The organism is Sediminispirochaeta smaragdinae DSM 11293 (assembly GCF_000143985.1).
In the GTDB taxonomy this organism is placed as follows: Bacteria; Spirochaetota; Spirochaetia; order DSM-16054; family Sediminispirochaetaceae; genus Sediminispirochaeta; species Sediminispirochaeta smaragdinae.
The window spans coordinates 1,000,975-1,026,729 of sequence record NC_014364.1 but is presented as its reverse complement, the minus strand read 5'-3'; the positions used below and the strand labels follow the sequence as shown (position 1 = coordinate 1,026,729).

At 49.7% G+C, this 25,755-nt stretch carries 34 protein-coding genes; all 34 read right to left on the bottom strand.

What is annotated here, in order from left to right; translation table 11 throughout:
* Nucleotides 1–63: 63 nt before the first annotated feature.
* Nucleotides 64–1,803, bottom strand: coding sequence for a carbon starvation CstA family protein (locus SPIRS_RS04960; RefSeq protein WP_013253580.1), 1,740 nt, complete (start codon nucleotides 1,801–1,803; stop codon nucleotides 64–66).
* Nucleotides 1,804–1,990: 187 nt separating this feature from the next.
* Nucleotides 1,991–2,485: a 50S ribosomal protein L17 gene (gene rplQ, locus SPIRS_RS04955; RefSeq protein ID WP_013253579.1), complete on the bottom strand. Its 495-nt coding sequence runs from the start codon at nucleotides 2,483–2,485 to the stop codon at nucleotides 1,991–1,993.
* On the bottom strand, nucleotides 2,475–3,530 hold the full coding sequence (locus SPIRS_RS04950; protein ID WP_013253578.1) for a DNA-directed RNA polymerase subunit alpha: 1,056 nt from the start codon (nucleotides 3,528–3,530) through the stop codon (nucleotides 2,475–2,477). The genes rplQ and SPIRS_RS04950 overlap by 11 nt, the downstream gene beginning before the upstream one ends.
* An 8-nt stretch (nucleotides 3,531–3,538) precedes the next feature.
* Nucleotides 3,539–4,174 (bottom strand): 30S ribosomal protein S4, encoded by a 636-nt coding sequence (gene rpsD, locus SPIRS_RS04945; protein WP_013253577.1) that lies wholly within the window; start codon nucleotides 4,172–4,174, stop codon nucleotides 3,539–3,541.
* A 15-nt stretch (nucleotides 4,175–4,189) separates the two neighbouring features.
* A complete protein-coding gene (rpsK, locus tag SPIRS_RS04940) occupies nucleotides 4,190–4,573 on the bottom strand; it encodes a 30S ribosomal protein S11 (protein ID WP_013253576.1) in 384 nt (127 codons plus the stop codon).
* A 17-nt stretch (nucleotides 4,574–4,590) separates the two neighbouring features.
* On the bottom strand, nucleotides 4,591–4,956 hold the full coding sequence (gene rpsM / locus SPIRS_RS04935; protein ID WP_013253575.1) for a 30S ribosomal protein S13: 366 nt from the start codon (nucleotides 4,954–4,956) through the stop codon (nucleotides 4,591–4,593).
* A 12-nt stretch (nucleotides 4,957–4,968) separates the two neighbouring features.
* The gene (rpmJ, locus tag SPIRS_RS22095) at nucleotides 4,969–5,082 is read right to left on the bottom strand and encodes a 50S ribosomal protein L36 (RefSeq protein ID WP_013253574.1); all 114 of its coding nucleotides are present in this window, start codon (nucleotides 5,080–5,082) and stop codon (nucleotides 4,969–4,971) included.
* A gap of 13 nt (nucleotides 5,083–5,095) precedes the next feature.
* Entirely contained in the window at nucleotides 5,096–6,418 is a 1,323-nt protein-coding gene (secY, locus tag SPIRS_RS04930; RefSeq protein WP_013253573.1) for a preprotein translocase subunit SecY, read from the bottom strand.
* Nucleotides 6,408–6,869: a 50S ribosomal protein L15 gene (gene rplO, locus SPIRS_RS04925; RefSeq protein ID WP_013253572.1), complete on the bottom strand. Its 462-nt coding sequence runs from the start codon at nucleotides 6,867–6,869 to the stop codon at nucleotides 6,408–6,410. Before rplO ends, secY begins: the two co-directional genes overlap by 11 nt.
* Nucleotides 6,870–6,874: 5 nt before the next feature.
* The gene (gene rpmD, locus SPIRS_RS04920; protein ID WP_013253571.1) at nucleotides 6,875–7,069 is read right to left on the bottom strand and encodes a 50S ribosomal protein L30; all 195 of its coding nucleotides are present in this window, start codon (nucleotides 7,067–7,069) and stop codon (nucleotides 6,875–6,877) included.
* A gap of 4 nt (nucleotides 7,070–7,073) precedes the next feature.
* Entirely contained in the window at nucleotides 7,074–7,568 is a 495-nt protein-coding gene (gene rpsE, locus SPIRS_RS04915) for a 30S ribosomal protein S5 (RefSeq protein ID WP_013253570.1), read from the bottom strand.
* A gap of 9 nt (nucleotides 7,569–7,577) precedes the next feature.
* The gene (gene rplR / locus SPIRS_RS04910; protein ID WP_013253569.1) at nucleotides 7,578–7,946 is read right to left on the bottom strand and encodes a 50S ribosomal protein L18; all 369 of its coding nucleotides are present in this window, start codon (nucleotides 7,944–7,946) and stop codon (nucleotides 7,578–7,580) included.
* Between the two features lie 16 nt (nucleotides 7,947–7,962).
* A complete protein-coding gene (gene rplF, locus SPIRS_RS04905) occupies nucleotides 7,963–8,502 on the bottom strand; it encodes a 50S ribosomal protein L6 (protein ID WP_013253568.1) in 540 nt (179 codons plus the stop codon).
* Between the two features lie 15 nt (nucleotides 8,503–8,517).
* On the bottom strand, nucleotides 8,518–8,916 hold the full coding sequence (gene rpsH / locus SPIRS_RS04900) for a 30S ribosomal protein S8 (protein WP_013253567.1): 399 nt from the start codon (nucleotides 8,914–8,916) through the stop codon (nucleotides 8,518–8,520).
* Nucleotides 8,917–8,925: 9 nt separating this feature from the next.
* A complete protein-coding gene (locus SPIRS_RS22090; RefSeq protein WP_013253566.1) occupies nucleotides 8,926–9,111 on the bottom strand; it encodes a type Z 30S ribosomal protein S14 in 186 nt (61 codons plus the stop codon).
* Between the two features lie 12 nt (nucleotides 9,112–9,123).
* A complete protein-coding gene (gene rplE, locus SPIRS_RS04895; protein ID WP_013253565.1) occupies nucleotides 9,124–9,678 on the bottom strand; it encodes a 50S ribosomal protein L5 in 555 nt (184 codons plus the stop codon).
* Entirely contained in the window at nucleotides 9,678–9,995 is a 318-nt protein-coding gene (gene rplX, locus SPIRS_RS04890) for a 50S ribosomal protein L24 (RefSeq protein ID WP_013253564.1), read from the bottom strand. The genes rplE and rplX overlap by 1 nt, the downstream gene beginning before the upstream one ends.
* Nucleotides 9,996–10,005: 10 nt before the next feature.
* Nucleotides 10,006–10,374: a 50S ribosomal protein L14 gene (rplN, locus tag SPIRS_RS04885; RefSeq protein WP_013253563.1), complete on the bottom strand. Its 369-nt coding sequence runs from the start codon at nucleotides 10,372–10,374 to the stop codon at nucleotides 10,006–10,008.
* Nucleotides 10,375–10,397: 23 nt separating this feature from the next.
* Entirely contained in the window at nucleotides 10,398–10,649 is a 252-nt protein-coding gene (gene rpsQ, locus SPIRS_RS04880) for a 30S ribosomal protein S17 (RefSeq protein ID WP_013253562.1), read from the bottom strand.
* A 23-nt stretch (nucleotides 10,650–10,672) separates the two neighbouring features.
* Nucleotides 10,673–10,876: a 50S ribosomal protein L29 gene (rpmC, locus tag SPIRS_RS04875; protein WP_013253561.1), complete on the bottom strand. Its 204-nt coding sequence runs from the start codon at nucleotides 10,874–10,876 to the stop codon at nucleotides 10,673–10,675.
* Between the two features lie 3 nt (nucleotides 10,877–10,879).
* Complete coding sequence (rplP, locus tag SPIRS_RS04870) at nucleotides 10,880–11,296, bottom strand: 50S ribosomal protein L16 (RefSeq protein ID WP_013253560.1); 417 nt, start codon at nucleotides 11,294–11,296, stop codon at nucleotides 10,880–10,882.
* A 6-nt stretch (nucleotides 11,297–11,302) separates the two neighbouring features.
* Nucleotides 11,303–12,004 (bottom strand): 30S ribosomal protein S3, encoded by a 702-nt coding sequence (gene rpsC / locus SPIRS_RS04865; RefSeq protein ID WP_013253559.1) that lies wholly within the window; start codon nucleotides 12,002–12,004, stop codon nucleotides 11,303–11,305.
* The gene (rplV, locus tag SPIRS_RS04860) at nucleotides 12,005–12,367 is read right to left on the bottom strand and encodes a 50S ribosomal protein L22 (RefSeq protein ID WP_013253558.1); all 363 of its coding nucleotides are present in this window, start codon (nucleotides 12,365–12,367) and stop codon (nucleotides 12,005–12,007) included. It abuts the gene before it with no gap.
* 8 nt (nucleotides 12,368–12,375) lie between these two features.
* Entirely contained in the window at nucleotides 12,376–12,657 is a 282-nt protein-coding gene (gene rpsS, locus SPIRS_RS04855) for a 30S ribosomal protein S19 (RefSeq protein WP_013253557.1), read from the bottom strand.
* Between the two features lie 10 nt (nucleotides 12,658–12,667).
* Nucleotides 12,668–13,492, bottom strand: coding sequence for a 50S ribosomal protein L2 (gene rplB, locus SPIRS_RS04850; RefSeq protein ID WP_013253556.1), 825 nt, complete (start codon nucleotides 13,490–13,492; stop codon nucleotides 12,668–12,670).
* A 15-nt stretch (nucleotides 13,493–13,507) separates the two neighbouring features.
* Entirely contained in the window at nucleotides 13,508–13,810 is a 303-nt protein-coding gene (rplW, locus tag SPIRS_RS04845) for a 50S ribosomal protein L23 (protein ID WP_013253555.1), read from the bottom strand.
* 10 nt (nucleotides 13,811–13,820) lie between these two features.
* Nucleotides 13,821–14,450, bottom strand: a complete 630-nt coding sequence (gene rplD, locus SPIRS_RS04840) for a 50S ribosomal protein L4 (RefSeq protein ID WP_013253554.1) — start codon at nucleotides 14,448–14,450, stop codon at nucleotides 13,821–13,823.
* A 9-nt stretch (nucleotides 14,451–14,459) separates the two neighbouring features.
* Entirely contained in the window at nucleotides 14,460–15,080 is a 621-nt protein-coding gene (rplC, locus tag SPIRS_RS04835; protein ID WP_013253553.1) for a 50S ribosomal protein L3, read from the bottom strand.
* A 32-nt stretch (nucleotides 15,081–15,112) separates the two neighbouring features.
* Entirely contained in the window at nucleotides 15,113–15,421 is a 309-nt protein-coding gene (gene rpsJ / locus SPIRS_RS04830) for a 30S ribosomal protein S10 (RefSeq protein WP_013253552.1), read from the bottom strand.
* A 61-nt stretch (nucleotides 15,422–15,482) separates the two neighbouring features.
* Nucleotides 15,483–16,673 carry an elongation factor Tu gene (tuf, locus tag SPIRS_RS04825; protein WP_013253551.1) on the bottom strand — a complete coding sequence of 397 codons (1,191 nt, stop codon included), beginning with the start codon at nucleotides 16,671–16,673 and terminating at the stop codon, nucleotides 15,483–15,485.
* Between the two features lie 355 nt (nucleotides 16,674–17,028).
* Nucleotides 17,029–17,499: a 30S ribosomal protein S7 gene (gene rpsG / locus SPIRS_RS04820; protein WP_013253550.1), complete on the bottom strand. Its 471-nt coding sequence runs from the start codon at nucleotides 17,497–17,499 to the stop codon at nucleotides 17,029–17,031.
* An 11-nt stretch (nucleotides 17,500–17,510) separates the two neighbouring features.
* Complete coding sequence (gene rpsL, locus SPIRS_RS04815; protein WP_013253549.1) at nucleotides 17,511–17,885, bottom strand: 30S ribosomal protein S12; 375 nt, start codon at nucleotides 17,883–17,885, stop codon at nucleotides 17,511–17,513.
* Nucleotides 17,886–17,954: 69 nt separating this feature from the next.
* The gene (rpoC, locus tag SPIRS_RS04810; RefSeq protein WP_013253548.1) at nucleotides 17,955–22,232 is read right to left on the bottom strand and encodes a DNA-directed RNA polymerase subunit beta'; all 4,278 of its coding nucleotides are present in this window, start codon (nucleotides 22,230–22,232) and stop codon (nucleotides 17,955–17,957) included.
* Nucleotides 22,233–22,246: 14 nt separating this feature from the next.
* Nucleotides 22,247–25,747, bottom strand: a complete 3,501-nt coding sequence (gene rpoB / locus SPIRS_RS04805; protein ID WP_013253547.1) for a DNA-directed RNA polymerase subunit beta — start codon at nucleotides 25,745–25,747, stop codon at nucleotides 22,247–22,249.
* Nucleotides 25,748–25,755 lie beyond the last annotated feature (8 nt).

Genomic DNA, 25,755 nt, shown 5'->3' with positions numbered 1-25,755 from the left:
TCAGTATCATCCTTCAAGAAAAAGGCCGGGCGATGAAACGCTCACATCGCCCGGCAAAGTCCATTATGCCTGAGCCGCCTGCATATCTTCTTTACTGAAGAGCTTCTTTAGACTTTCAAAAGCTACAAAAATCACGATAAGAATAATAGCCAGATTGATAATTCCCAGGAGCACCTTTGTACCGGCAATATAACTCATCTCGTTCTCAATCAAGGCCCAGAAGGTCAGAACGAGCATAAAAATGCCAGGGAGCAGGGTGACCAAATACTTTTTCCCACCCCTCTTCTTGAGATAGACCGAAGCGGTAAAAAGGGCCAGAGCGGCAAGGGTCTGGTTGTTAGCGCCAAAAAGAGGCCAAAGCGTCATGGCTCCCTTTCCGTCGGCTCCAGTCGAGAAGGCCAAAATTCCCGCGGTGAGCAACGCGAGAATGGTTGCTCCGTATTTGTTGGTGAAAAAACTTTTTTTCTCGGCAGCACCTACACGGTTGGCCCCCAATAATTCCTGAATAACATAACGCTGGAGTCTTGTTGTGGTATCCATAGAGGTTCCTGCAAAAGAGGCAACAAAAACGCCCATGATGATCAAACCGAGGTATTTGGGAATGCCTAGGTAGCTTATCATATTGGCAGCCCCCTCGACGAAAGCTCCGACCTTGGCACCCAACCCTGCAGCAGCACTCCAGGATGCATAATGCTGGGTCCACTTTGCAAGACCGGTAACCGCCCCGGTTTCTCCACGCGCCGCAAGGCCGATACCGGCGGCAGTAGCGATGATGACGAGGACCGCAAGTGCCCCTTCCATCAGCATGGATCCATATCCGATAAACTGTGCATCCTCTTCCTGTGCGACCTGCTTTGCCGTCGTTCCCGAAGCAACCACCGAGTGAAAACCGGATATTGCACCGCAGGCTATGGTAATAAAGAGGAAGGGCCAGAGAGACGGAGCTCCCTCAGGAGCGGCCTGGACAGCAGGAGCAACAATCTTCAGACCGTTAAAAGAAGCGGCAATGACACCGATGACAACCAGCCCCATCGCAATAAAGAGCTCCCAAGCATTGATATAGTCTCGAGGCTGGAGCAAGGTGGTAACCGGAAGTGTCGATGCAATAAAGCAGTAAATGAAAAGTATGATGGTCCACACGCCCGTTGCCGGCATCCCGCCGATGGTAGGCATGTCGAGGGGAATGACATGGCCTAAAACAACGGTAATATACATAGCGACAACAGCTAAAACGGTTGCTCGGTTGACATGTGCATTGCGCTTGTAAATTGCCCACCCCAGGATTATAGCAATGGGTATCTCCATCCATACCGGGAAAACCGCCTCAGGGTACATATGAAAAATGACGGCGATAATCATGCCCAATATAGCCAGAAATAACCACAGCTCGATAAAGACAATCAGGAAAAAGGCTACACGAATTCTTTTACTGATATATCCCGCTGCGACTTCGGATATAGACTTTCCCTGGTTCCTGAGCGACATAACCAGAACACTGAAGTCCTGTACCGCTCCCATAACAATAGAACCCACGAGTACCCAAATGAGCGCCGGCAGCCATCCCCATATGACACCGATAGCAGGTCCTACAATCGGTCCGGTTCCGGCAATGGAAGTAAAGTGGTGACCAAATATAATTCCTCGTTTTGTCGGAACATAATCGACACCATCCGTGAACTCTACAGCCGGTGTTTTGTTCTGATTCGTCAGTTGGAAGATCTTTTTTCCGACAAACTCACCATACAACCGGTAGGCTATGATATAGCCGACAAAGGCTACTATCATAATTAAAACAGCATCCATGGAAACCTCCTGAAATGAAATTGTTGTATACTATATTAAACACCCATTTGAGATATTTGTCAAAAAAAGTGCCATATAGAAACACAATTCTCATTATCAGAGACGACCGGAAAAAGAAGACAAAAAAAACCGTCTCTCCACCAGGAAGAGACGGTCGTCTAAGGCCTTACAAATACGATAGGAAAACTTATTCAGCGGCAGGTGCGGCTTCTTTTTTCTCCTCTTCAGCAGGAACAGCCTCGGCTTCCGCCTTGGGGGCCTCTGCCTTCTTATCCTCTTTCACAGCCTTCGCTTTCTTGGCCTTGGCAGGCTTCTTTTCTTCCTGCTTCTTTTCGACCAATTCGAGGATCACCATTTCGGCGGCATCACCCTTGCGTCTTCCCAACTTGAGAATACGCGTATAACCACCGGGTCGGCTTACAAAACGGGGACCTATTTCGGTAAAGAGCTTTGCAAGAATCTCTTTGTCCTTGATGTCCTTGGCGATAGTACGCCTATTATGTACCGAATCAACCTTTGCCCGGGTAATCATTTTCTCAGCTGTTCGACGAACCGCGAGAGCTTTTGCCTTTGTAGTGGTAATTCTCTCATAACGGAACAGAGAGGTGGCCATATTCCTGTGGAGAGAAAGGCGGTGAGCAGCACTTCGACTCAGCCTGTTAAATCCAACTCTATGCTTCATCTTCTTCTTCCTTGTTCATCGGGAGTTTTGTCGAAGTCTTCAAAACACTGTAATCGGTCATTCCGAGACTAAGGTTCCACTCCTTCAGTTTTTCCTTTATCTCCTGAAGGCTTTTTTTACCGAAGTTTCTGGTCTTTGCAATCTCTTCCTCGGTCTTCCGGGTCAGGTCACCGATGGTCCGGATATTTGCGCTCTTCAGGCAGTTGAACGAACGAACCGACAATTCCAGCTCCTCAACAGGAGTATCCAATACGGCCCTTACCCGTTCTTCCTCTTCATCAACATCATCATCACCATCGATCGCATCCTCATCAAAATTGATGAAAATAGTAAAGTGATCCTTGGCAATCTTTGCAGCCTCAGCCAAAGCATCCTCGGGAGCAATCGTGCCATCGGTGTAGATTTCCATCGTCAGCTTATCGTAATCGCTCCGCTGTCCAACCCTGGTATTCTCGATCCCATAGGTAACACGCTTTATAGGACTGAAGACCGCATCAATCGGAATCGTGCCGATCTCTTCGATATACTTCTCGTTTACTTCAGAGGGAACATATCCCCGACCGAGATCAATCTGGACTTCCAGATCGAAATTGGCCTTCTCCATCATGGTGAGGATTTTCCAATCCTTGTTGATAATTTCAACATCATTGTCTTTTTCAAAGTCGGCACCCGTAATTTCTCCCGGCCCCTTACACTCAATGAGAAGGGTTTTCTGCTCGACCTCTTCCGGCAACTTAATTTGCAATTGTTTAAGATTTGCAATAATTTCCGGTGTATCCTCAACCACCTCGGGAACCATTTCAAATTCACTCGAGACCATGTGCGGAGTACCCTCTTCGTTATAACAGGTAATCTTAACGGCACTTACGGCATAACCCTGAATCGAAGAGAGCAAAACTCTCCGAAGCGTATTACCGACCGTCGTACCGAACCCCCGCTCGAAAGGGTAGGCCACGAATTTACCATAGTTGGACTGTAGTTCACTATGTTCAAAAGTGATTCCCCGAGGTTTCTTGAATCCCTTTAACAGATTCTTCCGCGCCATGGATACTCCTATCTTGAATAGAGCTCAACGATGAGCTGCTCGTTCACATCCGAAAGATCGGTGACATCATTCCTTCTGGGAATCGCACTCAGACTTCCTTTCATGGCATCCGGATCAAGCATGATCCACGGCATCACACCGCTTTTCGTGTATTCCTTGAGGGCATCTTTGATGACAACCATCTTCTTACTGGCTTCACGAATTTCGATCTCATCACCCTGACGAACAACATATGAAGGGATTGTTACCCGTTTGCCGTTAACAAGGATGTGACCATGGGAAACCAACTGCCGGGCCTGCTTTCTGCTGTTGGCGAACCGAAGACGGTACACCACATTATCAAGCCGTCGTTCAAGAAGGATGATCAAATTCTCACCGGTCTTTCCTCTAAGCCGTTCAGCCTCAACAAAGGTGAGTTTGAACTGTTTCTCGAGAAGACCATACATTCTTCTCAACTTCTGCTTCTCTCGAAGCTGGATACCGTAGTCGGACATCTTTCGAGCCCGAAACCTTGGTCCCTTTCCGGGAGGGTTTTTTTTCTTTGCGATCGGACACTTGCCCGTATGACATCGCTCACCCTTAAGAAAAAGCTTGGTCTTTTCCGCCCGACAAAGTCTGCACTGTGGTCCTACATATCTGGCCATTGCTATTCTTCCTCTTTACACTCTTCTACTTTTCCGCGGTCGGCAACCATTGTGAGGGATCGGCGTAACGTCCCGGATGCTTCGCACCGAAAGGCCGAGATTTCCAAGAGACCGGATAGCTGACTCACGGCCGACTCCCGGACCCTTCACAAAGACATTCACTTCCCGCAAACCGTAATCCATGGCCTTCTTGGCAGCCGTTTCAGCGGTAGTCTGGGCCGCATAGGGCGTAGACTTCTTTGCACCGCGAAAACCAAGACCACCTGCACTGGCCCAGGAAACGGTATTTCCCTGGAGGTCGGTCACGGTCACAATGGTATTGTTAAAGGTGGCCTGTATATATACATTCCCTTCGTATACCGTCTTCTTCGTTCTTTTCTTTCCGCTTGCTTTCGCCACGTTCTATTTCCTCCGAACTACTTCTTCTTGTTCGCGACGGTCTTCTTCTTACCCTTTCGCGTTCGGGCGTTCGTCTTTGTCCGCTGCCCGCGAACAGGAAGTCCTCTTCTGTGCCGAAGACCACGGTAACATCCAATATCCATAAGCCTTTTTATATTCAAGGCAATCTGAGTCCTCAGTCGACCTTCCACAGTATAGTCACTGTCGATTAGCGTTCTGAGCTTATTAACATCTTCCGCAGAAAGGTCATTCATCTTGGAATCGGGGTCGATACCCGCTTTCTTACAAATTTCCATGGCGGAACTTCGACCAATGCCATAAATATAGGTCAGCGATATTTTGGTCGCCTTGTTCGGTAAATCTATACCAGCAATACGTGCCATCCGGGCTTCCTCCTACCTCTGCCGCTGTTTATGTTTCGGATTTTCGCAAATAATGCGAACAACACCGTTTCTTCGAATCACTTTGCACTTATCGCAAATCGGTTTAACGCTTGCTCTCACCTTCATCTCTTTATCCTCTTTATAGATTCCTGGACTTGATTCTGCCCTTCTTTACCAATCCATCATGATGATGCATTCTCAGGTGACCTTCAATCTGCGACATAGTGTCAAGATCAACACCTACCATGATCAGCAACGACGTACCACCCATGAGCATAGCAACTTCCGCCGGAAAGTTAAAGAGGCCCTGAATGAGTGTGGGGATGACCGCAATAAAGGCAAGGAAAATCGCTCCGGGAAGAACAATCCGATTTAAGATAGTCGAAAGATACTCTTCCATCTTTTCAGACCGAATCCCGGGAATCGAGCCGCCGTTTTCCCTTATCTGTTTTGCAATCTCCACAGGATTTAAGGTAACCTGGGTGTAGAAGTACGCAAAGAAAATAATCAACAGGGTGTAGATGATAATGTAGGGGGCACCCTGCGGCCGAAGCCAGTATGAAAAGCGTGCAAGCCAGCGTACTTCCGGTCCGAGGCTCTGTGCAATCTGCAACGGAAAGGTCATAACCGAAGAGGCGAAAATAACAGGAATAACGCCTGAGGGGTTAATCTTAAAAGGGATATAGGTACTCTGGGCACCATACATTTTCCTGCCGATTACCCTCTTGGCATAATTAACCGGAATCTTTCTCTGCCCCTGTTGTTCATATACAACAAGAGCAACAACAACCACAAACATTGCCACAACGATGATTACGAAAACGGGATTCAATTCCTTGGCCTGTACCTTGCGGAACAAATTGATGAGGGCATTAGGCATTCTGGCGACGATACCGGCAAAAATCAGCAGGGAAATACCGTTTCCGACACCCCTCTGAGTAATTTGATCACCAATCCAGATAAGGAATACAGAACCAGTCGTAACCGTCAACATCGCAATAATGGTGTACTGGAGTCGCGGCATAGTTATAGCGTCCGGAATCGAATCGGCATATCGAGTAACCACATAAGACTGAATAAGACAGACAAGGATCGTACCATAACGGGTATACCTGTTGATCTTCTTCCGTCCGCCCTCTTCCTCGGAGATACGTTTTAAAGAAGGGAATACCAACACCAAGAGCTGCATGATAATCTGAGCCGTGATGTAGGGCATGATACCAAGCATAAAAATGGAAAAGTTTTTGAAAGCGCCACCTGCAAAGAAGTTGATATACTCGGTAATACCTATCCCACCACTCCCCTGCTGGGACATAAAATAAAGCTTTAACGCGTTTAGATTTATCCCGGGAATCGGTATCGTAGCTCCGAGACGAAAGACCACAAGCATGCCGATTGTAAAAAAGATCCGCTGCCTGAGGTCCTTCACCCGAAAAACATCAATTAAGGCGTTATTTGCCATCGTTACCTTCTTCTATTCCTGTCACCTTCCCACCGGCTTTTTCAATTTTGGCCTTCGCTCCGGCAGAAACCATATCAACTTGAATCATCAATTTTTTGTCGATCTCACCGTTTCCCAAGACCTTTACCTTGGTTACACCCTGCTTCAGCACCTTTTTTTCCTTAAGGCTTTCGAGTGTAACGGTATCGCCGTCATCAAAGCGGCCTACAAAATCGCAGATATTGATCGTTTCATACTCTTCGCGAAAATCCGCATTGGAAAAACCGCGCCGGGCAATCCGGCGGTACAAGGGCATCTGCCCGCCTTCAAAACCAAGGCGAACACCACCACCTGACCGGGCATTTTGTCCATTTCGTCCGCGTCCAGAGTAACCGCCGCGGCCACTACCGCTTCCGCGCCCTACTATCTGCTTACGTTTTCTTGCTCCGTCTGGAACCCTGAGATTCTGCATGGCTTTTACAACTCCTCGACCTTCACTAAATGAGAGACCGCATCAATCATCCCCTTAATGGAGGGATTAAGCACATGTTCGACGCTGCTACCGATCTTTCCCAGACCAAGCGCCTTCACAGTCCGCCGCTGCTGCGGTTTTCTTCCAATCAGGCTCCTTTTCAGGGTTACCCGCACCTTTTGCTCACTCTTTTTCGCCATACCATCAACCCCACATCTCGTTGAGTGATTTTCCTCGAGTCTTGGCAATGCTCTTGGCGTCCATAATCTCATCAAACCCCGCAAAGACAGCCTTCACGATGTTCATGGTATTCTTCGACCCAAGAGATTTGCTGAGAATATCATGAATACCACAGGCATCCATCACCGCACGAACCGGCCCACCGGCAATAACACCGGTACCGGGAGCCGCCGGTTTCAAAAGAACGCTGGCGCTCTTATACTGCCCAACCACCTCGTGGGGAAGCGTAGTCCGCTTCATGGGAACAGTAACCATATTCTTTTTGGCCTTTTCCATTCCTTTTCGAATAGCCTCGGCCACGTCATTAGCCTTTCCAAAGCCGTATCCGACTCGTCCCTTCTGATCACCGACAACAGTAAGGGCCGAAAACGAGAATCGTCGACCACCCTTGACCACCTTGGCAACGCGGTTAAGTTTGATCAGCTTTTCTACATATTCATTATCTCTGTCTCGTTCCACCGTTTCCCCCTAGAACTGTATCCCGGCTTTGCGGGCACCGTCGGCAATACTTTTCACCACTCCGTGGTACAGGTAACCATTCCTGTCGAAGACAACCTTCTCAATTTTCTTTTTCTTCAAACGCTCACCAATTTCCTGTCCGATCTTGGCACCATTTTCCACCGTAGGTTTGAGCCCCTTAAAGGCAGATTCCATGGTACTAACGGAAGCAATGGTATTCCCCGCCAAGTCATCAATTACCTGGACATAGAGATGCCTGTTGCTGCGATAGACCGACATTCTGGGAAGTACGGCAGTTCCATTAATTCTTTTCCGGATGTGCCGCTTCCGCTTGAGCCATTTTCGGCGTTTGTCCGATACATTCTTAAGACTTATCATCCTGCTACTCCCGCACCTACTTCACACCAGACTTACCGATCTTACGTCGGATATGTTCTTCCTCATACTTGACACCCTTTCCCTTATAGGGTTCAGGAGGTCTGATAGAGCGAATCTCAGCACAAGCCTGACCTACTCTCTCTTTGCTTATTCCACTGACGGTAATCTTATTCTGCGCATCGACAGCCACAGAAAGCCCCTCTTCCAGCTCATACTCAATCTGAGTGGAGTATCCAAGGTTAAGGAGCAGTGTATTACCTTTCACTTCGGCTCGATAACCGACCCCGTTGATCACGAGAGAGCGTTCAAAACCTTTCGTTACGCCAGTTACCATATTCTGAATCAACTGACGATACAGGCCATGAAAGGAACGCGCCATCTTGGAATCATCCTTCCGATCAACAGTCAAGAGATTTCCTTCGACAGCAACGGTAATCACAGGCTGAACGTCCTGTTTCAGTTCTCCCTTAGGTCCCTTAACCGTCACAAAGCCGTCGGTGATAGTAACACTAACCCCCTGCGGTATCTCGACGGGAAGCTTACCTATTCTAGACATACGACAGTCCCCCTCTTACCACACGGAGCAGATGAGCTCTCCGCCCACCTTCTGTTCCGCTGCCTTCTTTCCGGTGATAACACCGACAGAAGTCGATACAATCATGATGCCGTGCCCGTTAAAAATTCTGGGCATATCACGATATCCGGAATATACCCGCCGCCCCGGTTTGGATATCTTTTCGATTCCGTGAATGACCGGTTTATCCTCTTCGGTATATTTCAGGAACACCCTGATATTATTCACACCATCAACATTGGTCTTTTTAAAGTTCTTGATATACCCCTCATTCTTGAGGATCTTTACCACTTCAAGTTTTTGCTTTGATGTGGGAATATCCACCTTTTCATGCCCAGCTCTGCTGGCATTTCGAATTTTGGTCAGCATATCAGCTACTGGATCCGATATAGCCATTATCCTCTCCTACCAGCTCGATTTCGTAACGCCGGGGATTTTTCCCTCGCTCGCCAGTTTCCGAAAGCACACTCTGCACATCTGAAACTTCCGCATGTATCCACGAGGACGCCCGCAAATTCGGCAACGATTGACCTTTCGGGTCATATACTTCGGTTTGCGCCGCGCCTTGATAATCATTGACTTCTTGGCCATTATCTCGCTCCCCTATTTCTTCCTGAAGGGCATGCCAAGTTTCTTTAACAACTCTCTGGCTTCCCCATCGGTATTCGCCGTCGTAACGATGGCTACATTCAATCCACTCACCTGCTCGATCTTGTCGTAGTCGATCTCGGGGAAAATGATCTGCTCCTGGATACCCAAGGAGTAGTTCCCGTGTCCGTCGAAGGCATTGGGATTGACTCCACGAAAGTCCTTAACACGAGGGAGAGCCACATTCATGAGTCTATCGAGAAACTCCCACATCATAGCGCCGCGAAGTGTTACTTTCGCACCGATCTCATTTCCCTGCCGCAGCTTAAAATTCGAAATAGACTTTCGAGCCTTTGTCTTTACGGCATGCTGCCCGGTTATCTGTTCGAGCTCTTTTACGGCAGATTCGAGAAGCTTTTTATTATTCAAAGCCTCTCCGACTCCCATACTTACCGAAACCTTGGTAATTCCGGGGATCTGTTGCCGAGATGTATAAGCGAACTCTTCCATCAGTTCGCCAGCAATCTTTTCGCCGTACAGCGTCTTTAATCTAGGTACGTACTGTTCCATCAGACCGCATCCCCACTTTTCTTCGCGTAGCGGACCTTTTTTCCGCCCTCAAACCGATAACCAAGCCGGGTTGTCTGTCCACCCTTACCCACAAAGGCAAGATTGGAAAGTTCAATGGGGGCTTCAACCTCAATGATGCCGCCCTTATCCTGCTGGCTCTTCGGACGAACCGCTTTTTTCACCATGTTGAGCCCCTGTACGATGGCCCGGTTTTTTGCGTGATCGATACGGAGAATCTTACCGGTCTTTCCCTTTTCCTTTCCGGTCAAAACCTTTACCGTATCGTCCCGTTTCAGCTTTGTTTTCATAACACTCATCACCAACCTCCTAAAGGACCTCAGGGGCGAGAGAGACAATCTTCATGAACCCATATTCACGAAGCTCACGGGCCACCGGCCCAAAAATACGCTTGCCCCTAGGATTAAGGTTAGCATCGATAATGACACACGCGTTATCGTCAAACCTGATATAGGTTCCGTCCGGTCGACGGTACTCCTTCTTGGTCCGAACAATGACCGCTTTCTGCACATCGCCTTTCTTAATATTTCCATTCGGCAGGGCATCTTTCACCGCTACCACAATAATGTCGCCAACGCCGGCAGTCTTCCGCTTGGAACCGCCGAGGACCTTGATACATTGTACGCGTTTAGCCCCGCTGTTGTCGGCAACGGTCAGGTTTGTCTGCATCTGAATCATAACTGCACATCCTCCCTCACGTCTTACTTTGCGCGTTCAACAATCTCGGTCAGCCGCCAGCACTTATCCTTGCTGATGGGGCGACACTCTACAACACGTACCAAATCACCGACTCCAGCCTCATTGCGCTCATCGTGAGCCTTCAGCTTCTTGGTCTTGTTCACGTACTTCTTGTAGAGCCTGTGCAGGGTACGCTCTTTTACCGCAACGACGATGGTTTTATCCATCTTATCGCTGACAACCATTCCGGTATAACTCTTTTTATGGCTATTCATATCCGCAGGCCTCTCTTTCACCACTAAGATTCCTTCCGAATTCCGAGAGCGTACTCATGGATAATCCCATTCAGACTGGCAAGCCTCCGCCGTACCGTCCGGATTTCAAGGCGATTTTCCATGTGACCGATGACCTTATTCACCCGCAAATCGAGGTACTTCTTCCGCAGCTCTTCTCGCTTCTCTACCAACTCCTGATAGGTAAGGTCCTTGAATGAATCTTTCATACGCTACTCCAGATCCCGTCTAACAATAAATTTGGTTTTAATCGGGAGTTTACTACCAGCTAAAGCCATAGCGGATCGTGCCAACTCTTCGCTGACGCCAGCCATCTCAAACATGACAGCTCCCTTCTTCACCACTGCAACCCAACCCTCGGGGTTACCTTTTCCTTTACCCTGCCTGGTTTCAGCAGGCTTCTTGGTATAGGGCATATCCGGAAAGATCCGGATCCACACTTTACCGCCACGCTTAACGTGTCTAGTCATCGCGATACGAGCCGCCTCAATCTGTCGGTTGGTAATCCATTTGGGCTCGAGAGCGACCAGACCGAAATCACCGAAGGCAACATGAGTACCGCGACGGGCCACGCCGTCGGTCTTCCCACGCTGCCGTTTTCTATATTTGGTTCTCTTCGGACTCAGCATAGCTCGCTATCTCCTCGCACCGGTCTTCTCACGCTTTTTCCGCACAAGCAGTCCGGCATCTTCTTTCTGATCTTTCTGGTATACCTCGCCGTTGAAGGTCCACACCTTTACGCCGATAACTCCGAAGGTTGTCCTGGATTCGGCAAAGCCATAATCGATATCGGCACGCAACGTGTGAAGAGGAACCCGTCCCTCATGATGCCAAGCGACACGGCTCATTTCAGCACCGCCAAGCCGTCCGGAGATCCGGACCTTAACACCCTGAACACCGGACTGCATGGCCTTACTCACCGCCATCTTCAGTGTTCTTCTGAAAGCTCCCCGCATTTTCAACTGCCTGGCGATATTTTCAGCAATAATCTGAGCATCCGCCTCGGGTCGCTTTACTTCCTTTATCTTGATCTGAATCTTCTTCTTGGCAATTTTCTGAAGCCGAGCACCGATCTTCTCGATATTGCTACCCTTCGCACCGATAATAATACCGGGACGACTGGTTTTCACAACGATGGTAATCCTCTGGGGATGACGAATAATCTCAATATCGGAAATATCGGCTCCCTGCGTTTCAGGACAGCTTTCCAGTTCCTTTCTCAGCGCAAGGTCTTCATGAAGCGTATCCGCATATTCCCGGGGATCGACGTACCACTTTGACTTCCAGGTCTTGTTGATGCCAAGACGCATTCCTACCGGATTAACTTTCTGACCCATCTACTCCCCCATGTTCGCGATTTCGTCGACAACGACCGAAATATGGCTGAGTCGTTTCAGCAAAATATCCCGACGCCCCCGGCTCCTCGGCCATACCCGCTTATAACGGGGGCCCTCATTCACCTGAAGCTCTTTCACATACAGCATCTCTTCATCAAGCTTTTTATTCTGCGAAAGCGCGTTGGCTGCTGCGGACATAATCACCTTGCGAAGGTATGTCGCACCCTTATTGGGCATGCTTTCAAGAATGGCGACAGCCTGAACATAAGGCTTGCGCCGTACATTGTCGGCAATCGGCCGAAGCTTCTTCGGAGAAATCATCAGATGCTTGGCATGTGCCTGATATCCTTTCTTCCCTTCCATCACTTCACCTATCTCTTACTCGCCTTTTTGTCGGAACCTGCATGACCCCGAAAAAAACGCGTCGGCGCAAATTCGCCAAGCTTGTGACCCACCAAATTCTCGGTCACATAAACGGGGACCCATGTCTTCCCGTTGTAAACCGAAATGGTGAAACCAACCATCTCCGGAATAATCGTCGAACAGCGGGAGTAGGTCTTGATCATCTTCTTATCCCCGGCCTTACCGGCTTCGACGATCCGTTTATACAGCTTCTTCTCAATGAAGGGTCCCTTTTTAATCGATCTGGACACGTATCAACTCCTACTTCCGTCTTTTGACGATAAACTTGCTCGAAGACTTGCTCTTCTTCCTGGTCTTATAGCCCTTGGTAGGAACACCCCAGGGAGAAACAGGATGACGTCCACCGGAGGTTTTTCCTTCACCACCGCCATGCGGGTGATCAACAGGGTTCATAACAACACCCCGAACCTTCGGCCGATGCCCCATCCATCGTGAACGCCCAGCCTTTCCGACGGCAACATTCATGTGGTCTTCATTTCCAACTATCCCGATGGTGGCAAAACATTTGCCGAACACCATCCTCATTTCACCGGAGGGAAGTTTTACGGTAACGTAATCACCCTCTTTAGCAAGGACAGATGCGCTGACCCCGGCGGCACGAACCATCTGTCCGCCGCGCCCCTTCTGCAGCTCGATGTTATGAACAGGCATACCAAGGGGAATATTTTCAAGAGGAAGCGCATTTCCGATCTGGAGAGGAGACTTAGCCCCACTCTGTACGGAATCGCCGACCTGCAATCCCTTAGGCGCAAGAATGTACCGTTTTTCTCCATCGGTATAGTAGACAAGGGCAATATTCGCAGAACGATTGGGATCGTATTCGATCGCCTTCACCGTTCCGGGAACATCAAACTTGTCCCTGCGAAAATCTATGGTTCTGTAAAGCCTTTTATGGCGGCCGCCACGGCGCCGAACGCTTATGCGTCCACCGGCACCACGCCCAGCCTTAAAAGGTATACCCTTTGTAAGTTTTTTCTCACCGGGTCCGTCGGAAAGCCCCTCAAATGAAAGACTTGTCGTATAACGGAGGCTCGGCGTTCTTGGTTTATACGTCTTAAGTGCCACGTTCTCCCCCTCTCCTTAGACGCCTTCGATCTGTTCGATCTTGTCGCCGGCAGCGAGGGTGACGATGGCCTTTTTCCAGCCGGTCGTCGAGCCCTTTCTCATACCCGCTTTTGTACGGGTCGTCTTCGGCTTTGCCTTTACGCTCACCATATTACATTTAACGGGGCGTACCTTGAACAGTTCCTCAACGGCGTACATTACCTGTACCTTATTTGCTTTCGGGTCGACACGAAAAATATACTTCTTCTTATCGTTTTCCCGCATACTGTTCGATTTTTCCGTTAGTACCGGCTCTATAATGATCTGATCCGCTCTCACCTGATCCCCCTTACGCCTTATCGCCATAGAAGTCGTTCAGGCTGCCGGCGGCAGTCTCAAGAAGCACAATATTCTTCCCGTAAAAAAGCTCACGGACACTCATCCGATTGTAACTGAGCATTCTTACCCACGGAATATTCTTTCCGGCCCGCCTAATCATGGCGTCGTCATCTTTCAACACAACAACGGTTCGCTTCTCAGGAACCAATGCCTTAAGAATTCCGACCAGATCTTTCGTCTTACCGCTTTCAACGGTAAAATCCTCTACCACCTTGATGGCATCCTCTTTCGCCTTCAGTGATAAAACGGATTTCATTGCCAACCGCTTCATCTTTTTCGGCAACCGAAAACCATAATCTCTCGGCTTCGGTCCGAAAATCGTACCACCGCCAACCCATACGGGAGACTTTTTATCCCCACTTCTGGCATGTCCGGTTCCCTTCTGTCGCCAGGGCTTGGAATTGCTCCCTTTCACTTCGGCCCGTGTCTTCGTACAAGCCGTTCCGACCCGACGGTTTGCAAGTTCGCTGTTCACCGCATAGTAAATGGCGCCCTCGCTCACTTCGCGTCCGAAGACCGAATCATTAAGTGCAATGGTACGAACTTCCTCGCCTTTTATTGAAAAGACCTTAGCATCCATAGTTCGCCTCTATTTCTTCTTCGCTTTTTGTACGATAACCATACTCTGGCACGGACCGGGAATAGCTCCCTTCACCATAAGAACCTGCTTTTCCTCATCCACTTTGATAACACGCAGATTCTGAACCGTCGTCCTTGCAGCACCCATGCGGCCGGGCATCTTCGCCCCTTTCAAAACCTTCGAAGGGGTAGCAGCCATTCCGGTACCACCAAGTCCTCTGTGAAACTTGGAACCGTGGGTTGCCCTACCTCCTTTGAAACCATGCCGCTTCATGGCACCCTGGTAACCCTTACCCTTGGAGGTGCCTACAACATCCACAAAAGATATCTCTTTGAAAATTCCGACTCCGAGGGTCTCCCCTACCGAGCTCTCAGCCTCAAAGTCCCGCATCTCAACGAGGTACCTTTTGGGATGAACATTCTCGGGGAACTGACCGCCGTACGGTTTCGTAACATGTTTACTCTTCAAATCTTCAGCACCGATAACCGAGGCGGTGTATCCGTTCTTCTCTTCGTCCCGCTTATCGATAACAACGTTATCTTCTATCTTGATGACGGTAACGGGAGTCAAAACCCCACGTTCGTCAAATATTTGCGTCATTCCGACTTTCTTGCCGATCAGCCCTAACATGTCATACCTCGACTGTAGATTTCTTCGTACCCTTACTGCTTAATCTCTACATCAACACCAGCAGGAAGCTCAAGCTTCATTAGGGCATCCATCACTTTCGATGTAGGATCAAGAATATCTATAAGTCGCTTGTGAGTCCTCATTTCGAACTGTTCCCGCGACTTCTTGTTCACATGCGGCGACCTCAAAACAGTAAACTTGTTAATTCTGGTCGGCAGCGGTACGGGCCCGGCAACCTTGGCACCAGCCTTGGCAACGGTTTGTACAATTGCCCGTGAGCTCTGATCAATCAGCTCAACATCAAAACCTCTCAGCCGCACGCGGATTCTGTCCTTGGCCATTCTTCCTCCCGAAAAACCGGCCCCGCGAACTCCTTCCGGCATCGCGGGGCCCGAAAATCCGTTATTCGATAATCTCGGTCACCTGGCCACTTGCAACAGTTCTACCACCTTCGCGGATAGCGAAGCGAAGACCTTTTTCCATGGCAATCGGGTGAATAAGTTCAATCTCAAGCTCGGCGTTATCTCCGGGCATAACCATCTGCTTATCGGCGGGCAGATTTACCGTTCCGGTAATATCGGTGGTCCGGAAGTAAAACTGAGGCCGGTAGCCGCTAAAGAAAGGCGAGTGACGACCGCCCTCTTCTTTACTCAGCACATACATAGCACCCTTAAACTTCTTGTGGGGAGTAATTGTTCCCGGTTTTGCAAGAACCTGTCCGCGAACAACATCCTTTTTATCAACACCACGAAGAAGAGCGCCGATATTATCACCGGCCTGTCCTTCATCAAGAAGCTTATTAAACATCTCAACACCGGTACAGGTGGTCTTTTTCGTATCTTTGATTCCGACGATTTCGATTTCATCACCTACATGAATAACTCCACGTTCCACACGGCCGGTAACAACGGTACCACGTCCCTGAATGGAAAAGATATCCTCAATCGGCATCAGGAAATCAAGATCAACGGCACGATCGGGAAGCGGAAAATAGCTATCCATAGCATCGAGAAGATCGGCAATGCACTTGGTCTTCTCGGGATCATCGATATGACTCATCGCCTCGAAAGCAGAGCCCTTGATGATCGGAGTTTCATCACCGGGGAATTCATACTCCTTGAGGAGATCGCGCATCTCTTCCTCTACCAACTCAATCAAATCGGGATCATCAACCTGATCGCATTTGTTGATAAAAACGATCAAAGCAGGTACACCAACCTGACGAGCAAGAAGGATATGCTCTTTGGTCTGAGCCATTGCTCCGTCGGTGGCCGCAACAACGATGACAGCACCGTCCATCTGAGCAGCACCGGTAATCATATTCTTGATATAGTCGGCGTGTCCCGGGCAGTCCACGTGAGCATAGTGACGTTTCTCAGTCTGGTATTCGATGTGACGGGTATTGATGGTGATACCTCGCTGCTTCTCTTCGGGAGCATTGTCGATATCTTCATAGCTCATAACCTTGTCACCGGTCTGCTTGGCGCAGTACATTGAGATAGCCGCAGTCAAAGTTGTCTTTCCATGATCGACATGACCAATGGTACCAACGTTAATATGTGGCTTTGTTCTCTCAAATTTTGCCTTAGCCATCCGTTCCTCCTTGTGTTTCTCCACACACAATAAAATTTAATTATATAGCTCCTAAATAAATGGAAGCCACACATGAGACCGATCGTTCGGGAAACCCGAATGTTTAAAAAGATGAGTTCAATTAAGGAAGGATTCCAGAGGTCGAAACGGTCGATCCAGCCGTCCGACGTGGCTGCTTGATTCGCTACAGCGTCTGGAACCACCTCATCATCCCTCGGCGGACGATCGGTTTGGCTCACACAAGCCTTCATTATGCGAGAGCTCAAAACTCTCTATGTGTTGGCGATCTTACAATCAAACGCCTTTTTAGTCAACAGCCCTATCGATCAAAAAGAGAAGAATAGGGCTGTATTTACTACCAACGGTAGTGAGAAAAGGCCTTATTGGCCTCGGCCATCCGGTGAGTATCCTCTTTTTTCTTAAAAGCGGTACCGGTGGAGTTAAAGGCATCGAGCATTTCGGCAGACAACTTCTCACTCATGGAACGACCGCTTCTGGAGCGGGCAGCCTGAATGATCCATCGCATGGCCAAAGCATCACGACGCTTTTCCCGAATTTCAACAGGAACCTGATAGGTTGAACCGCCGACTCTTCGACTCTTGACCTCAACCACAGGCCGGACGTTTTCCAAGGCCTTCTGAAAAACAGTCATCGCCTCTTCGCCGGTCTTCTCGGCCATGATGGCGAGAGCGTCATACATAATCCCGGTGGCGGTAGACTTTTTTCCATCAACCATCATCCGGGAAACAAATTTACTAACGGTTTTACTGCCGTATCTGCTATCGGGCAGGATATCGCGTTCTTTTGCAACTCTTCGTCTGGACATCTCTCCCCTCCTTACGCCTTCGGCCGCTTAGCACCATATTTGGAACGACCCTGACGACGGTCATCAACGCCAAGAGTATCTTTTGCCCCCCGCACGATGTGATACCGCACACCGGGAAGATCCTTTACACGACCGCCTCGGATGAGAACAACCGAATGTTCCTGAAGATTATGACCGATTCCCGGAATATAAGCGGTAACTTCGATCCCGTTGGTGAGCCGCACACGCGCAACCTTCCGAAGAGCAGAATTCGGCTTCTTCGGCGTGACTGTCATGACTCTGGTACAGACACCCCTCTTCTGCGGGCACGCTTCGAGGGCCGGTGCCTTTCCCTTCTTTCGAATTTCCTTCCGTCCCTTTCGGACGAGTTGGTTAATCGTCGGCATTTACTGGATACACTCCCTTAACGTATCGTTTTATCAGCAAAGGGGCCAAGCCCAGCATGGAGGCAACACCTATTCATCATCGGCATTGTTCTGATCAATCGCTTCGGGCTCGTTCACCTCACCCTCATCATCGACATCTTCCTGACCAGCCTCGCGCTCGGCCTCTTTTTGCAATCTTCTCTGTTCAAGAATCTGTTGAACCGAAGCATCCAGATCCTCACTGTTTTCGTCAAACAGTTTGATATTCCGGTAATGTTTCATGCCGGTTCCGGCGGGAATAAGATGTCCGATAATGACATTCTCTTTCAAACCCCGCAGGTTGTCAGTACTACCAGCTATGGCGGCATTTGTCAAGACCTTCGTGGTCTCCTGAAAACTTGCCGCCGAAATAAAGGAGTCGATATTAAGAGACGCCCTGGTAATACCAAGCAGCAAGGGTCTGGCAACGGCAGGCTGACCACCCTCACGCATAACCTTGCGATTTTCCTCGTGAAACTTGTACTTATCAACCTGCTGACCATAGATAAAATTGGTATCCCCGACCCGGACGATCTCAACCTTACGCATCATCTGGCGAATAATCACACCGATGTGCTTATCGTTGATGTTTACACCCTGGAGCCGGTACACCTCCTGAACCTCATTGACAAGAAAGGTCTGCAACGCATTTTCACCGAGGATATCAAGCACGTCGTGGGGATCGGTGGCGCCGTCGCACAGCGCCTCCCCGGCTTGAACAAGGTCTCCATCCCGAACAAGCATGTGCTTTCCCATAGGGACGAGGTGCTTGAAGGAGCGCTGATAATCATCCTCTACCTCGATAACGCGCTTACCTTTTACAACATTCTTAAAGATGACCTTACCGGTAATCTGGGCAAGCACCGCGGCACTCTTGGGACGCCGCGCCTCAAAAAGCTCACCGACCCGGGGAAGACCTCCGGTGATATCGGTGGTCTTCACACTCTCCTTCAGCAACTTGGCAAGAGCGCGCCCCTGCCGGACCGTTTCACCATCTTCGACGTTGAGATAGGAGTTACCCGGCAGATAATAGGTCGCGAGATCCTTCCCCTCTCCATCTTCGATGACGATACGAGGCTGAAGCGATTCCAAGGAGAACTCGGTAATTTTCTTTTCAATGTTACCGGTATCTTCGTTTATCTCTTCCTTCAGGGTCGTTCCCTGAACGATATCTTCAAAGCGGACCTTACCGTCGACCTCGGCAATAATCGGTTCGGAAAAGGGGTCAAAGGTTGCAATCGACTCATTTGCAGGAACGATATGGCCTTCCCCCACAAGAAGTTCCGCACCATTGCGGATATCAAGCTTCTGATCCTGGGCAATAAGGATGACACGCTTTCCCTCTTCGGGAACATAGGCAAAAGCAACCTCTTTGGCAAGAAGCTCTTCACCCTCCTGCTTTGCAAGGACCTCGCCTCCGGAGAGTTTCTGCCCATTTGCGATAACAATCTCCGCACCATCTTTCAGATCGAGAACCCTAATTACCTTTGCAACGACAAGAAATCCCTTTCGGGTAAAAAGGACATCCCCGCTATCGAGGGTAACGGTATTTCCGTGAATCTCTTTCACCAAAACGGGGTAGCTCAGGGCCGTCCTGTTTTCCTCACTCATTTTGGTGGCGGCACCTCCGATATGGAAGGTACGCATGGTAAGCTGAGTACCGGGCTGACCAATCGATTGTGCTGCGATGATCCCCACCGCTTCACCGATATCGACGGTATGACCGGTTGCAAGGTTTCGTCCGTAACATTTGCGACAAACACCATGTTCGGCCTCACAGGTAAGCACCGTACGGATACGAACCTTTTCGACCCCGATCTCTTCTATCTTCTTTGCAATTTCACTGGTTATCTCTTCGTTTACGTCGATGATAATCTCGCCGGTAATGGGATGCTTTACCCGTTCAAGGGTAAAACGCCCCTCGATTCGGTCTGCAAGGGATTCAACAATCTCCTCACCATCCTTCAGGGCACTGATCTCGATACCGTTGATGGTTCCGCAATCATCCTCGTTGGTTACCACATCCTGAGCAATATCTACAAGGCGCCGGGTCAGATAACCTGCGTCAGCCGTCTTGAGTGCGGTATCGGCAAGCCCCTTTCGGGCACCATTGGTGGAGATAAAGAACTCAATAATGGAGAGCCCCTCTTTAAAGTTGGAGCGGATCGGCAACTCGATAATGTCACCGGAAGGCTTTGCCATCAAACCACGCATTCCCGCAAGCTGACGGATCTGAGCGCGGCTTCCTCGGGCACCGGAGTCGGCCATCATATGAACCGGGTTAAAACCGCCTCGATCCTGCTTCAAATCCTTCATCAGCTCGTTGGTAAGATCCTCGTTGGTTTTACTCCACACCTCGATGGTTCGGTTATAGCGCTCTTCCTGGGTGATATGTCCCTGGAGGTACTGATTCTGGATCTCAAGAACCTTCTGGTTGGCCGCTTCGATCATCCCTTTCTTCTTCTCCGGGATGATGATATCACCGATACCGATGGTAGCCCCAAAAACAGTGGCATACCGAAAGCCGACATCCTTGATCGAATCGAGCATCTTCACGGCAACCGCAGCACCGTGCGCCATAAAGGTATCTGCGACAAGGGAGCGTAATTCCTTATCGCCAAGCTGCTTATTAACAAAACCGACCTCTTCCGGCATCGCCTCGCTGAAGATGGCACGGCCGGCACAGGTTTCGACCACTTCGTCACCGACTTTGAGCTTAATCTTGGCATTGTAGCCCACGGAACGGGCCTCAACCGCCATCATCAACTCATCGAAGGTAAGGAAAAACTTCCCTTCGCCCCTATCCCCGGGCTTCATCCTCGTCATGTAGTGAATACCGAGAACCATATCCTGAGACGGGAAAACAATAGGACTTCCGTTTGCAGGGTTCAGCAAGTTGTTGCTGCTAAGCATCAGGGTCCAGCACTCGATCTGAGCCGCCTGGGTCAGAGGAACGTGAATGGCCATCTGATCGCCGTCGAAGTCGGCATTGTAGGCATGACAGACCAAGGGATGCAGTTTCAAGGCTTTTCCTTCCACAAGCACCGGTTCAAAGGCCTGAATACCAAGCCTATGCAGGGTCGGCGCACGGTTCAGAAGGACGGGATGCTCCTTTACCACCTCATCGAGAACGGCAAAGACCTCCTGAGACTCCTGCTCCACGAGGGTTTTCGCCTTTTTGATATTATAAACGACATCCCGCTCCACCAATTTCTTCATAATAAAAGGCTTGAAGAGCTCCAACGCCATCTTGGTGGGAAGCCCGCACTGATGCAGACGAAGATTTGGTCCGACGACGATAACCGAACGGCCGGAATAGTCTACGCGCTTACCGAGCAGGTTCTGCCGGAAACGGCCCTGCTTTCCTTTCAGCATATCACTTAGGGATTTAAGGGGGCGATTACTTGCACCCTTCACCACCCGTTTTTTCTTCGAGTTGTCAAAAAGGGCGTCGACCGCCTCCTGCAGCATCCGTTTTTCGTTTCGAATGATGATGTCGGGGGCGTTAAGCGACATGAGCCGCTTAAGACGATTATTTCGGTTGATAACCCTGCGGTAGAGGTCATTCAGGTCGCTGGTGGCAAACCTTCCACCATCCAACTGGACCATGGGCCGTAATTCCGGTGGAATAACAGGAATAACATCGAGGATCATCCACTCGGGCTTGTTGGAAGAGTCTCTGAAATTTTCAACAATTTCGATACGCTTCAAAAGGCGTTTGTCCGCTTTTGCCCCTTTCTCGATCATCTTCATACGAAGCTCGGCCGAAAGGGCATCAAGATCGAGCCCTTCAAGAAGGGTGCGAATCGCCTCGGCGCCGATTCCGGCGGTAAAACTCATTCCGAACCGTTCACGGGCCTCGTTAAATTCTTCCTCCGTGAGAAGGTCCATCTTCTTCAGGTCCGTATCACCGGGCTCGATCACGATATACTTTTCATAGTAGAGCACCGAACGAAGAGCAGCAATGGAGAGATCAAGCAGGAGCCCCATGCGAGAGGGAACAGAGCGATAATACCAGATGTGGCTCACAGGAGAGGCAAGTTCGATATGCCCCATCCGCTCACGCCTGACCTTGAAGTGGGTAACCTCAACACCGCAACGGTCGCAGATAACACCCTTGTAACGAATCGATTTAAACTTACCGCAGTAACACTCCCACTCCTTCGTCGTCCCGAAAATTCGCTCGCAGAAGAGACCATCCTTCTCCGGACGAAGGGTTCGGTAGTTAATCGTCTCCGGCTTTTTCACCTCGCCGTAGGACCAGGCTCGTATCTGCTCCGGCGAGGCAAGCTGTATCATGATACTGTCAAAGTCTTGAATTTCTTTCATCCAAACCGCTCCTCTTAGAACTGGGTTCCCTGTCGGTTGATCAGTTCTTCATCCCGCTCGGTCAGCGGAATCCTCTTTCCCTTACTGTCGTAGATCGACATATCCAGGGCCAGTCCACGCAGCTCCTGCACAAGAACATTGAAAGATTCCGGCACACCGGCGGCGGTCGAAGGTTCACCTTTTACAATGCTCTCATATATCTTTGCTCGTCCATTCATATCGTCGGACTTGATGGTAAGCAGCTCCTGCAGGGTATTGGCGGCACCGTAGGCCTCAAGAGCCCACACCTCCATTTCACCAAGCCGCTGCCCACCGAATTGGGCCTTTCCACCAAGGGGCTGCTGGGTAACCAGCGAGTACGGCCCGGTGGAACGTGCATGCATCTTGTCATCCACAAGGTGGTGCAGCTTGAGCATATACATTACCCCGACAAAAACGGAATTCTCAAAAGGGATACCGGTCCGTCCGTCACGAAGAACGGTTTTCCCCCCAACAGGAAGACCTGCTTCTTTCATTTTCTGTTCGATCTGATCGGTGCTTGCAGACTGAAAGACCGGAGTGGAAAACCACTTGTCCAGAGCAAGAGCGGCCCAGCCAAGTTCGGTCTCCAGGATCTGGCCGAGGTTCATTCGGCTTGGAACACCCAACGGATTAAGGCAAAGATCCAGAGGAGTACCGTCGGCCATGTAGGGCATATCCTCTTCCGGAAGCACCCGTGCAACGACCCCCTTGTTTCCGTGACGACCGGCCATCTTATCGCCCTGCCGTAACTTTCGCTTGGTGGCGATCAACACCTTAACAACTTCTTCCACCCCGGGAGGAAGATCATCCCCCTCGGAACGGCGCAGACGCTGGACATCGATAACAGTACCCTCGATTCCATGAGGAACCTTTAGGCTGGTATCACGAACCTCTTTCGCCTTTTCACCGAAGATCGAGTTGAGCAGCTTAAACTCAGGGGTTGTTTCGGTCTCCGATTTCGGCGTCACCTTTCCGACCAGGATATAGCCGGACTTCACCTTGGCGCCAATCCTGATAATCCCCTCTTCATCCAGCTGCTCCAGAGACTTTTCGTTGGTATTGGGGATATCCCGAGTCAGCTTTTCAGGACCCAATTTCGTTTCCCGAACATCGACGGTAAATTCCTTGATATGGATCGAGGTATAGCTGTCCTCTTTTACCACTTTTTCGCTGATCAGGATGGCATCTTCATAGTTATAACCGTTCCATGGAACAAAACCGACTATCATATTTTGACCCAGAGCAAGTTCTCCCGCCCTGGTGGCAGGTCCGTCGGCAAGGACCTGACCCTTATCGATTTTCTGGCCAAGCGAAACAACAGGCTTCTGATTAAAACAGGTATCCTGGTTCGTCCGCTGAAACTTCTGTATGTGATAGACATCCCGGTCATGGTCGTCCTTAGGATTATCAGGTTTGATCACAACCTCAAGACTGGTAACCTGCTCCACAACACCGGAACGTTTTGCCTTAAGCAAGACACCGGAGTCGTAGGCAGTCTTCGCCTCCATTCCGGTTCCGACCCTCGGAGGTTCGGGAAAGACCAGAGGCACGGCCTGGCGCTGCATGTTCGATCCCATAAGGGCCCGGTTGGCGTCATCATGCTCAAGGAACGGGATAAGGCTGGTCGCCACCGAAATAACCTGCTTCGGCGAAACATCCATATATTGGATATCGGAAGGCGGCTTTGTGGTATAATCGCCGCCCTTACGTATGGAAATCATCTCATCAAGAAAGGTTCCGTTTTTATCGATCTTTGCATTGGCCTGGGCAATATTATACTTCTCTTCATCCATTGCGGAGAGGTATTCGATATCCCGGGTCGCATGACCATCCACAACCTTTCGATAAGGGGCCTCAAGAAAGCCGTATGAATTTACCTTAGTATAGTTCGCCAGGGAAACAATCAGCCCGATATTCGGACCTTCAGGGGTCTCGATGGGACACATACGACCGTAATGGGTATAGTGAACATCACGGACCTCGAAACCCGCACGATCCCGGGAAAGACCACCGGGTCCAAGGGCGTTGAGCCGCCGCTTATGGGTAAGCTCAGCAAGGGGGTTTACCTGGTCCATAAACTGCGAAAGCTGGCTGGAACCAAAGAACTCCTTTATCGCCGCCACAACCGGCTTGATGGAGATAAGGTCCTGGGGACGAACCGTATCGGTCTCCTTCAGACTCATCCGCTCCTTGGCGATTCGCTCCATCCTGGCAAAAGCGGTTTTTAGCTGATTTGCCAAAAGCTCACCAACCGAACGTATCCGGCGGTTTCCAAGGTGATCGATATCATCAACATACGCCTCACCAATATAGACCTTGATAAGGAAAAGCATGGTGTTGACGATGTCCATTTTGCTAAGCACATGAGAATCATCAGGATTCTCATAATCGAATTTCTTATTAAGTTTATAACGTCCAACCCTGCCGAGGTCGTAACGACGGCTGGAGAAGAACATCGAATGAAGGTCTTTTTCCGCAGCTTCGAGGGTAATAGGCTCCCCCGGCATCAAAACCGAATAGACCGCAATAAGGGCATCCTCTTTCGTCGGTTCATCGACATTCGGATCATCCTTGACAATCTTGACCTCTTCACGCTCAAAACAGTTGAGAATAATTTGACTGTGAAGGGATTCGGGATGAGAGAAGTCGATAACCTCGATCTCACGAACCTCGGAATGGAGTAGTTCATCCACATCATGAGGGTGGAGCTTCTCTCCGGCACGGTAGAGTTTACGAGTCTCGCCATCCCGCTCGACAAAGACGGCCCTGGCGAGAACCTTATTCACCAGCTGCTCTTTCTTCTCCCGTTCCTCGGAAACATGCTCTAAGGTCTTCTTGTAAAAGAGATCGATCATCTTCTCACGGGTATCAAAGCCAAGCGCCCTAAGAAACAGACTTCCGAGAATCCGTTTTTTCCGGTCGATCTTGGCATATATCAGCTCTTTTTTCTGGTCTATCTCAAACTCAAGCCACGACCCCCTGTAGGGGATTATCCTGGAGGAGAAGATTCCCTTTTCATGACTAAAAATAACACCGGGAGAACGGTGAATCTGACTAACAACAACACGTTCGGCACCATTAATAATGAAGGTACCTCGTTCGGTCATCAAAGGGATATCCCCGACATAGATATCCTTCTGACGAATCTCACCGGTTTCATGAAAGACAAGATTGATCTTCGCCTTGACAGGAACCGCATAGGTGAGGCCTTTTCGCTTACATTCTTCCTGAGAAAATTTGATATTTTCCTCATCCAGGGTATACTGGGTATACTCAAGACTCATGTCCCCGTTGGGACTTTCGATAGGAAAAACAGTCTGAAAAACTTCTTCAAGTCCCTGTTCCGCAAGATCCTGGCCGGCGAGGAGCTTAGAACGCTGCAGGAACCGGTCGTATGAAGTGAGCTGAATATCAACGAGGTCCGGCAGCTCCATCACTTCCTGGAACTCTTGGCCGATATATGTTCGTTCAATGGCTTTGCCTTGAGCAACCATTCTTCCCC

Coding starts and splice junctions, on each gene's coding strand:
- SPIRS_RS04960 (WP_013253580.1), bottom strand. CDS start 1,803: ATGGATGCTGTTTTAATTATGATAGTAGCCTTTGTCGGCTATATCATA.
- rplQ (WP_013253579.1), bottom strand. CDS start 2,485: ATGAAGCATAGAGTTGGATTTAACAGGCTGAGTCGAAGTGCTGCTCAC.
- SPIRS_RS04950 (WP_013253578.1), bottom strand. CDS start 3,530: ATGGCGCGGAAGAATCTGTTAAAGGGATTCAAGAAACCTCGGGGAATC.
- rpsD (WP_013253577.1), bottom strand. CDS start 4,174: ATGGCCAGATATGTAGGACCACAGTGCAGACTTTGTCGGGCGGAAAAG.
- rpsM (WP_013253575.1), bottom strand. CDS start 4,956: ATGGCACGTATTGCTGGTATAGATTTACCGAACAAGGCGACCAAAATA.
- rpmJ (WP_013253574.1), bottom strand. CDS start 5,082: ATGAAGGTGAGAGCAAGCGTTAAACCGATTTGCGATAAGTGCAAAGTG.
- secY (WP_013253573.1), bottom strand. CDS start 6,418: ATGGCAAATAACGCCTTAATTGATGTTTTTCGGGTGAAGGACCTCAGG.
- rplO (WP_013253572.1), bottom strand. CDS start 6,869: ATGCAGAATCTCAGGGTTCCAGACGGAGCAAGAAAACGTAAGCAGATA.
- rpmD (WP_013253571.1), bottom strand. CDS start 7,069: ATGGCGAAAAAGAGTGAGCAAAAGGTGCGGGTAACCCTGAAAAGGAGC.
- rplR (WP_013253569.1), bottom strand. CDS start 7,946: ATGATAAGTCTTAAGAATGTATCGGACAAACGCCGAAAATGGCTCAAG.
- rplF (WP_013253568.1), bottom strand. CDS start 8,502: ATGTCTAGAATAGGTAAGCTTCCCGTCGAGATACCGCAGGGGGTTAGT.
- rpsH (WP_013253567.1), bottom strand. CDS start 8,916: ATGGCTATATCGGATCCAGTAGCTGATATGCTGACCAAAATTCGAAAT.
- SPIRS_RS22090 (WP_013253566.1), bottom strand. CDS start 9,111: ATGGCCAAGAAGTCAATGATTATCAAGGCGCGGCGCAAACCGAAGTAT.
- rplE (WP_013253565.1), bottom strand. CDS start 9,678: ATGGAACAGTACGTACCTAGATTAAAGACGCTGTACGGCGAAAAGATT.
- rplX (WP_013253564.1), bottom strand. CDS start 9,995: ATGAGTGTTATGAAAACAAAGCTGAAACGGGACGATACGGTAAAGGTT.
- rplN (WP_013253563.1), bottom strand. CDS start 10,374: ATGATTCAGATGCAGACAAACCTGACCGTTGCCGACAACAGCGGGGCT.
- rpsQ (WP_013253562.1), bottom strand. CDS start 10,649: ATGAATAGCCATAAAAAGAGTTATACCGGAATGGTTGTCAGCGATAAG.
- rpmC (WP_013253561.1), bottom strand. CDS start 10,876: ATGAAAGATTCATTCAAGGACCTTACCTATCAGGAGTTGGTAGAGAAG.
- rplP (WP_013253560.1), bottom strand. CDS start 11,296: ATGCTGAGTCCGAAGAGAACCAAATATAGAAAACGGCAGCGTGGGAAG.
- rpsC (WP_013253559.1), bottom strand. CDS start 12,004: ATGGGTCAGAAAGTTAATCCGGTAGGAATGCGTCTTGGCATCAACAAG.
- rplV (WP_013253558.1), bottom strand. CDS start 12,367: ATGGAAGGGAAGAAAGGATATCAGGCACATGCCAAGCATCTGATGATT.
- rplD (WP_013253554.1), bottom strand. CDS start 14,450: ATGGATGCTAAGGTCTTTTCAATAAAAGGCGAGGAAGTTCGTACCATT.
- rplC (WP_013253553.1), bottom strand. CDS start 15,080: ATGTTAGGGCTGATCGGCAAGAAAGTCGGAATGACGCAAATATTTGAC.
- rpsJ (WP_013253552.1), bottom strand. CDS start 15,421: ATGGCCAAGGACAGAATCCGCGTGCGGCTGAGAGGTTTTGATGTTGAG.
- tuf (WP_013253551.1), bottom strand. CDS start 16,673: ATGGCTAAGGCAAAATTTGAGAGAACAAAGCCACATATTAACGTTGGT.
- rpsG (WP_013253550.1), bottom strand. CDS start 17,499: ATGTCCAGACGAAGAGTTGCAAAAGAACGCGATATCCTGCCCGATAGC.
- rpsL (WP_013253549.1), bottom strand. CDS start 17,885: ATGCCGACGATTAACCAACTCGTCCGAAAGGGACGGAAGGAAATTCGA.
- rpoC (WP_013253548.1), bottom strand. CDS start 22,232: ATGAAAGAAATTCAAGACTTTGACAGTATCATGATACAGCTTGCCTCG.
- rpoB (WP_013253547.1), bottom strand. CDS start 25,747: ATGGTTGCTCAAGGCAAAGCCATTGAACGAACATATATCGGCCAAGAG.